Origin of the sequence: Caballeronia sordidicola (genome assembly GCF_000729995.1) — a bacterium.
Classification (GTDB): Bacteria; Pseudomonadota; Gammaproteobacteria; order Burkholderiales; family Burkholderiaceae; genus Caballeronia; species Caballeronia sordidicola_A.
Genome location: NZ_JNFG01000028.1, coordinates 87,338 through 94,408, shown reverse-complemented (window position 1 = coordinate 94,408; position 7,071 = coordinate 87,338). Strand labels below are relative to the sequence as shown.

At 61.9% G+C, this 7,071-nt stretch carries 6 protein-coding genes; 2 read left to right on the top strand and 4 right to left on the bottom strand.

Annotated features, from left to right (window positions below; translation table 11 throughout):
* The first annotated feature begins 288 nt into the window (after positions 1-288).
* The gene (locus FH08_RS0125165; RefSeq protein WP_031361013.1) at positions 289-1,221 is read left to right on the top strand and encodes a 2-hydroxyacid dehydrogenase; all 933 of its coding nucleotides are present in this window, start codon (positions 289-291) and stop codon (positions 1,219-1,221) included.
* Positions 1,222-1,343: 122 nt separating this feature from the next.
* Positions 1,344-2,708 (top strand): MFS transporter, encoded by a 1,365-nt coding sequence (locus FH08_RS0125160; protein WP_031361012.1) that lies wholly within the window; start codon positions 1,344-1,346, stop codon positions 2,706-2,708.
* A 134-nt stretch (positions 2,709-2,842) separates the two neighbouring features.
* Here FH08_RS0125160 and FH08_RS0125155 read toward each other — a convergent pair whose 3' ends face one another.
* From FH08_RS0125155 to FH08_RS0125140, 4 genes are all read right to left on the bottom strand, one after another.
* Entirely contained in the window at positions 2,843-4,594 is a 1,752-nt protein-coding gene (locus FH08_RS0125155) for a tetratricopeptide repeat protein (RefSeq protein WP_051888497.1), read from the bottom strand.
* Between the two features lie 124 nt (positions 4,595-4,718).
* Entirely contained in the window at positions 4,719-5,315 is a 597-nt protein-coding gene (locus tag FH08_RS0125150; protein WP_031361010.1) for a lipocalin family protein, read from the bottom strand.
* Positions 5,316-5,416: 101 nt separating this feature from the next.
* Entirely contained in the window at positions 5,417-6,799 is a 1,383-nt protein-coding gene (gene dbpA, locus FH08_RS0125145; protein WP_031361009.1) for an ATP-dependent RNA helicase DbpA, read from the bottom strand.
* A 13-nt stretch (positions 6,800-6,812) separates the two neighbouring features.
* Positions 6,813-7,010 (bottom strand): hypothetical protein, encoded by a 198-nt coding sequence (locus FH08_RS0125140; RefSeq protein ID WP_031361008.1) that lies wholly within the window; start codon positions 7,008-7,010, stop codon positions 6,813-6,815.
* Positions 7,011-7,071 lie beyond the last annotated feature (61 nt).

Sequence of the window (7,071 nt, the reverse complement as noted above, 5' to 3'; positions counted from 1 at the left end):
CCTGTCGTAACGGGCGCCAATGAACCCGCCCTTTCCGATTCGGATACTCCGCGGCTCCCTGCTAGTTTTCAAACGACCTACAAACATTAGAACTGCCAAATAGAAGGGTGCGAAGGCCCTCGTCGAGTTGCTGCGACCGGCTCGCAGCGTCAGCATGGAAAGCATCATAGAAGCAGAGAATGGACCGAAGCTCCGACGTGCCTGGACGTTTCTGGACGCCGCGGACGTCCCGACTCCATCTCAAAAAAATGCGAGACTTGGCGTTTCGCTCCTCCAACCCTCGCGCCCATGCTCCCTACCGTCCTTGTCCTTGTTCCGCTTCGTCCCGAAAACCAAACCTCCGTCGCGAACGCCTTCAACGTCATTACAGCGCTCGATCAACCCGCCCTCGATCAAGCCCTCACCCGCCACGCCGACGAAATTCGTGCTGTCCTGACAAACGGCACTATCGGCATCGAAGCAGAAACCGTCGCAAAACTGCCGAAGCTCGAGCTGATCGGGGCGTTAGGGGCGGGCTACGAAAACGTTGCGCGTGACGCCGCTAAGGCGCGTGGCATCACCGTGGTAAACGGCGCGGGCACCAACGATGATTGCGTCGCCGATCACGCCTTCGCCCTGCTGCTCGGCGTCGTCCGCCAGATCCCCGTGCTCGACCGCGCATGCCGCGCGGGCGTATGGCGCGACGATCTGCCGTTCCAGCCGAACTTCTCGGGCAAGAAACTGGGTGTGATCGGGCTTGGCAATATCGGCAGGAAGGTGGCTAAAAGAGCGCAGGGCTTCGATATCGAGATCGGTTATCACAATCGCCGGCCGCAGCCGGGCTCGGCGTATACGTACTTCGACTCGGTGATCGCGCTAGCCGAATGGGCCGATTACCTCGTGGTCGCCACGCCCGGCGGCGCATCGACCCAACATCTGATCGACGCCAGCGTGCTCGCCGCACTCGGCTCAACAGGCTACGTGGTGAATGTGGCGCGCGGCAGCGTTGTGGATACGGCCGCTCTGGCGGACGCGCTCGAACGCGGCGTGATAGCCGGCGCGGGACTCGATGTCTACGAAGGCGAGCCCGCGCCGCCCGCTCGGCTGACAGGCTCCGAGCGCGTCGTACTGACGCCCCATGTGGGTGGGCGCTCACCGGAAGCGGTGGCGGCGTCGGTACAAATGTTCATCGATAACGCCACGCGGCACTTCGCTGGCGAGGCCGTGCTGACACCTGTTTGAAAGCTGCCACGAGGGTGCCCGGCGAGCTTCGCCACGATCCCGTATCGTGTCGGACTACCGCCGATCACGTCCAATCCTAAAAAACTGTGTCAGACCAGACCACTCTTCTCGCCGACGGTCCCATGACCGCCCTCCAGCGTCGCGGTATGGCGGCGATCCTGCTCGCCGTTTCACTCGCCACGCTCGATACCGCCATCGCGAACACCGCGCTCCCCGCCATCGGCGCCGATCTCCACGCAACGCCCGCTGCCTCCGTCTGGATCATCAACGCGTATCAGCTCGCGATGGTTGCCACGCTGCTGCCGTTCGCGGCGCTGGGCGGCATCGTCGGGCACAGGAAGATCTATCTTGGCGGGCTGATCCTGTTTCTGGTGGCGTCGCTGACCTGCGCGCTGGCTTGGTCCCTGCCGTCGCTCACCGCGGCGCGGCTGTTGCAGGGGGTTGGTGCAAGTGCAGTGATGAGCGTGAACACGGCGCTGATCGGGGCGATCTATCCGCATCACAGGCTTGGGCGAGGGTTTGGGCTGAACGCGCTGGTGGTGGGGATATCGTTCGCGGTCGGGCCAACGGTCGCGTCCATCGTGCTCTCACTCGGGCCCTGGCCGTGGTTGTTTGCCGTGAACCTGCCCGTGGGGCTGCTGGCGTTGTTTATCGGCTGGCCGGCGTTGCCGCAGACGCCGCGCGCAAAGCACGGCTTCGACCGCGTGGCGGCCGTGCTCAACGTGGTCACCTTCGCGGCGCTGGTGTTCGCGCTGGGCGAGGCGGCGCAGCGCGCGCCCGCGCATATCGTGCTGATCGCGCTCGCGGTAACGGCGGTGGCGGGCGGGCTGATGCTGCATCGGGAGCGCGGTCATCCCGCGCCGATGCTCCCCGTCGATCTCTTCAAGCGCCCGATGTTCGCGTTATCGACAGCCACCGCCGTGTGCTCGTTCGCCGCGCAAGGGCTGGCGTTCGTGTCGCTGCCGTTTTATTTCGAAAGCGTGCTCGGGCGCAGCCAGGTGGAGACTGGCTTCCTGATGACCCCGTGGTCGGTGATGGTGGCGTTGCTGGCGCCGGTCGCCGGCCGTTTATCGGATCGATACCAACCGGGGCTGCTGGGCGGCATCGGCCTCGCGATCATGTGCGCGGGCATGGCGTCGCTGGCGTTACTGCCAGCTCATCCCCATGCACTCGATATCTGTATCCGAATGGCCATCTGCGGCGCGGGTTTTGGGTTCTTCCAATCGCCCAATCTGAAGGCGCTCATGGCGAGCGCGCCGCGCGAGCGTAGCGGCGGCGCGAGCGGGGTGGTGGCAACCGCTCGGCTGATCGGTCAGGCGACCGGCGCGGCGTTGGTCGCGCTGAGCTTTGGTATTGCGGGGCATCATGGACCGGCGCTGGCTCTCGCGATTGGCGCGGGATTCGCGGGCGTCGCGAGTATCGCAAGCGGCTTGCGGCTGATTACCCGCGATAAACCCGTCGAAACGATGCAAACAGCGGAAAAGTAGGCTGATGGTCGTGTAGCGCAAGAGGCGATAGCGCGAATCGCCGGGCCGCGCCAGACAGCACGCTGTTCTGCGCGTGGAGCTTGATCCGCGGGGAGCGGTCGCGTATCAGACAACCAACCACCGGCGCAAAACATTCACCCCGCCATCAGCGCCGCTTTCGCCCGCGCCACCGGCTCGGTCCAGTCACCCAGCGTGGTCTGCTTGAACAAACGCATACCCGGATACCACGGGCTGTCATCGCGATCGAGCATCCAGCGCCAATCGTAATTCGCCGGCAGGAACACCCACACGGGCTTGCCGAGCGCACCAGCCAGATGTGCCACCGATGTATCCACCGTTATCACCAGATCGAGTTGTTCGATCAGCGCGGCGGTATCGGCGAAATCGTGGATGTCGTCCGTCAGATCATGGGGCTTCAACGCGCAACCGGACTGCAAGAGCTGATCGCGCGCTGCGCCCTTCTGCAGCGAAAACCACTCGATGTTCGCCACCTCCGCGAGCGGTGACCACGCGGCGAACGGCATCGAGCGGAATTGATCGTTGCCGAACGTCGGACTGCCTGCCCACACGATGCCAATTTTCCTACGGCTGCCCGCCAGTTTTTTCGCACGCGCCGGCCACGAGCCGATCCGCTCGGCGCTCACGCTCATATAGGGCGTCTCGGCGAGCACGCCGGGAACGAGATGCGCCACGCGATGCGGAACGCTCATCGATGGCGTCCAGTAGTCGTATCCTTTCGTCGAACCCTTTTGCAGCGCCTGACGAATCCCGCGCACGCTCTGGATCAGTTCCACGATGTTCTCCGGCACCCACATATCGACGGTCGCGCCCATCCGTTCGAGCACCGGGATATACCGTGCGAACTGCATCATGTCGCCGTGTCCCTGCTCGCCCGCGACCAGCAGTGTCTTGCCTTGCAGCGATTCGCCACGCCATTCCGGCACACCGGGAACGCTCATCGGATTGTATTTGCTCGAGCGCCAGCGCACTTCGTGCAGCGCCCAGCCTTCCTTGTAGTTTCCGCGCCGCAACTCCAGCAACGCCAGGTTATGCAACGCGTCCGCGTGATCGGGGACGAGGGTCAGTGCGTGCCGATAGTACGGTTCCTCTTCCTCAAAACGACCTTGAGAGCCGATAGCCGCCCCCACGCAAACGTGAATCTGCGGATCATCGCGCAAGGTCAGCGCCCGGCGATACTGCGCCTCCGCCTCCACGAACTTCCCAAAAAGGCCGAGCGTTGTGCCGAGATTCACGTTTGCCTCGAAGTGGTCCGGTTTCAAGGCAAGCGCCCGGCGCAAGCTGGCGATGGCTTCATCGAATCGCTTCAGTTCGCGCAGCGCGTTACCTTCGCCGAAATGCGCGTGGAAGTTGCCCGGGTCCCGTGCAAGCGTTTCGCGATATACCGCCAACGCTTCGTCGTGGCGCTTCGCAGAAGCGAGCGTCGAGCCAAGATTCAAACGGGCATCGATGAAATCAGGATCTTGAGCGAGCAACATCTCATGCTGTTCGATGGATTCGTCGAAGCGGCCTTGCTTTTGTAGCGCAGTGCCGAGGTTGTTGCGTGCATTGGAGAACGTCGGATCGATGGCGAGGGCCCTTTGGCAGCACTCTACGGCATGAGGAAAATCACCTAGCGCCGCCGCCACCAGCCCGCGGTTGCTCCAGCACGCAGACACGTCGGGGGCAAGGCCGAGCGCGCGATCGAGCAACTCCGCCGCGTCTTCGTTGTCGCCACGTTGATGCAGCAACACTCCGAGGTAATGCAGTGCATCGACTTGATCGGGACGTTCTTTGAGAATCGCGCGATACCCCTTTTCCGCTTCGGCCATATGGCCTGCCTGATGAAGATCTAAAGCAACAGCGAGCGGTTCGGAGAGTTGATTCATGGCGGGCGTATTCAGCAAGGTGGATAACCTCTCGATGCTAAGCGCTGCCCTCCCGTCCAGCTATCAGATTGCTCCTATCCCTTGTTTCGGCGATTGCGGTTATGAGTTTCGCTGATCGTGGGCATCAGTCTTTATCGCCGGGGGAATGGAAGCCCGGCTTGCCGATTTGTGCCGGCATCTGCGGCACGCGACGCAATCGCGAGGTGTCGTAGCCCATCTCGCCCAGACGGCCGAGTAATTCGTGATATTTCGCGTCGCTGATATCCGGCGAGCGCGCGAAGATCCAGGCTAGCTTCTTGCCGGGATAACCGAGGATCGTGTACTGATAATCCGCATCGACATAAAGCGTTTGCTGGCTCGCGTAGATCGGCCAGAAAATGCGCACGCTCCATTCAGCGTTATTCGTCCCGGGAACGATCGAATCCGTGAATTGATAATGCTTGAGCGGGGCGCCGAATGAGCCCTTGTGGGCGTAATACGAATCGTCGATTTTGCCGTCATCGCGCAGTTTCCATTGCGCGTAACTGCCGACGAAATTGTCTTCGGCAAAATACGGAATGTTCGCGACGATGTACCAGCGCCCCATGTATCGCGGCAGATCAACGGATGCGAGCTTCGGCTCCACATTCGCGCGCGGATTGGGGTTTGGAGGGGAGGAAATGCACGCGTTCAATAGCAGCGTGAACAAAACAGCGACAACAACGCGTAGAAAGCGGGACATGGCACACCAAAGATTAAGGGCGGATATGAATGCATACGCATATCCGCCCTGACTGGTTTCATCGAATCAATGGTGCAAATTGCAGGCCCGGCGCTTCAAAACTAAATGCGCCGCACCTTCACCTTCTTGCCCTTCACCTTCCCCGCCGATAACTTCTTCACCGCCTGATCCGCAATATCCCGCGCGACCGCCACATACGTGACCATGTCTGTCACGTTGATCTTGCCGATCTGCGAGCCTTCGAAACCCGCGTCGCCGGTTAGCGCGCCGAGGACATCGCCGGGACGAATCTTTTCCTTGCGGCCGCCGAGAATCTGCAGCGTGGCCATGGGCGGCTGAAGATGACCTGGCGTCGCCGGCGTCAGTTCGCTCAGCTTGTGCCATTCCACTTCCTTTTTCTGCGCCTGTTCGATCGAGCTCACGCGCGCCATTTCATTCATGCTCGCGAGGCTCAGCGCCCAGCCTTCCTGATCCGCGCGGCCCGTGCGGCCGATACGGTGCACGTGTATCTCGGGATCTTGTGTGACATCGACGTTGATCACCGCTTCCAGCTGCGTGATATCGAGGCCGCGCGCGGCAACGTCGGTCGCGACCAGCACCGAGCAACTACGATTGGCGAACTGCACGAGCACCTGATCGCGTTCGCGTTGTTCAAGTTCGCCATGCAGCGCAAGCGCGTTGAAACCTTGCGCGACTAAAACATCGAGCAAGTCGCGGCATTGCTGTTTCGTGTTGCAGAACGCGAGCGTGCTGACCGGCTGATAGTGATCGAGCAACTGGCCCACCGCGTGCAAGCGTTCGTTGTCGTGGACTTCGTAGAAACGCTGCTTGATCTTCGAATTCGTGTGCTGCTCGGTGAGCTTGACTTCCTGCGGCTTGCGCAGGAATTGCTGGCTCAGTTTCGCGATGCCTTCCGGATACGTCGCAGAAAATAGCAGCGTCTGGCGATCCTTCGGACATTGCTTGACTACCGCGACGATGTCATCGAAGAAACCCATGTCGAGCATGCGGTCGGCCTCGTCGAGCACCAGCGTTTTCAACGCGGTCAACGGAAGCGTGCCGCGTTCGAGGTGATCCATGATCCGCCCGGGCGTGCCCACGGCAATATGGCAGCCATGCTCAAGACTGGCGATCTGCGGACGCATGGGCGAGCCGCCGCACAGCGTCAGGATCTTGATGTTGTCCTCAGCGCGCGCAATCCGGCGGATTTCCTGCGTGACTTGATCGGCGAGTTCGCGCGTCGGGCACAACACGAGCGCCTGGACGGAGAAGAGCCGCGGATCGATCTTCGCCAGCAGCGGCAACGCGAAGGCCGCGGTCTTGCCGCTGCCCGTCTTGGCCTGCGCAATAAGATCGTGGCCCGCGAGCGCGATCGGCAGGCTGGCGGCCTGGATCGGGGTCATCGTCAGATAACCGAGTTGTTCGAGGTTCGCCAGCATGGCCGGCGAAAGCGGCAGAGCGCTGAAAGAGGTAGGCGTGGTCATGAGGGTGTTTTACTTATTTTGCGGCAGGTTTCGGCGGGACCGAATTGTCCTGCTCGTAGGTGATCGCGCCATCGGGCGCGTCGTGGCGCAGCACCTTGTTGCGCGCGCCGCACATGGGGCAGCGGAACATCAGGCCCTGGCCTTCATTCTTGATAAGCACGTCGGCAAGTTGCCATTCGGCGCCGCACGGCTGGTTTCGGCAGATAAACATGATTGATTTGAGCGTAATTGATGGGGTTGCGGCGTGAATAGGGCGCAGGCGGTGCCGGCGC

Bases quoted from the DNA above. Each gene is read 5' to 3' on its own strand.
- FH08_RS0125165 (WP_031361013.1), top strand. From the start codon at position 289: ATGCTCCCTACCGTCCTTGTCCTTGTTCCGCTTCGTCCCGAAAACCAA.
- FH08_RS0125160 (WP_031361012.1), top strand. From the start codon at position 1,344: ATGACCGCCCTCCAGCGTCGCGGTATGGCGGCGATCCTGCTCGCCGTT.
- FH08_RS0125155 (WP_051888497.1), bottom strand. From the start codon at position 4,594: ATGAATCAACTCTCCGAACCGCTCGCTGTTGCTTTAGATCTTCATCAG.
- FH08_RS0125150 (WP_031361010.1), bottom strand. From the start codon at position 5,315: ATGTCCCGCTTTCTACGCGTTGTTGTCGCTGTTTTGTTCACGCTGCTA.
- dbpA (WP_031361009.1), bottom strand. From the start codon at position 6,799: ATGACCACGCCTACCTCTTTCAGCGCTCTGCCGCTTTCGCCGGCCATG.
- FH08_RS0125140 (WP_031361008.1), bottom strand. From the start codon at position 7,010: ATGTTTATCTGCCGAAACCAGCCGTGCGGCGCCGAATGGCAACTTGCC.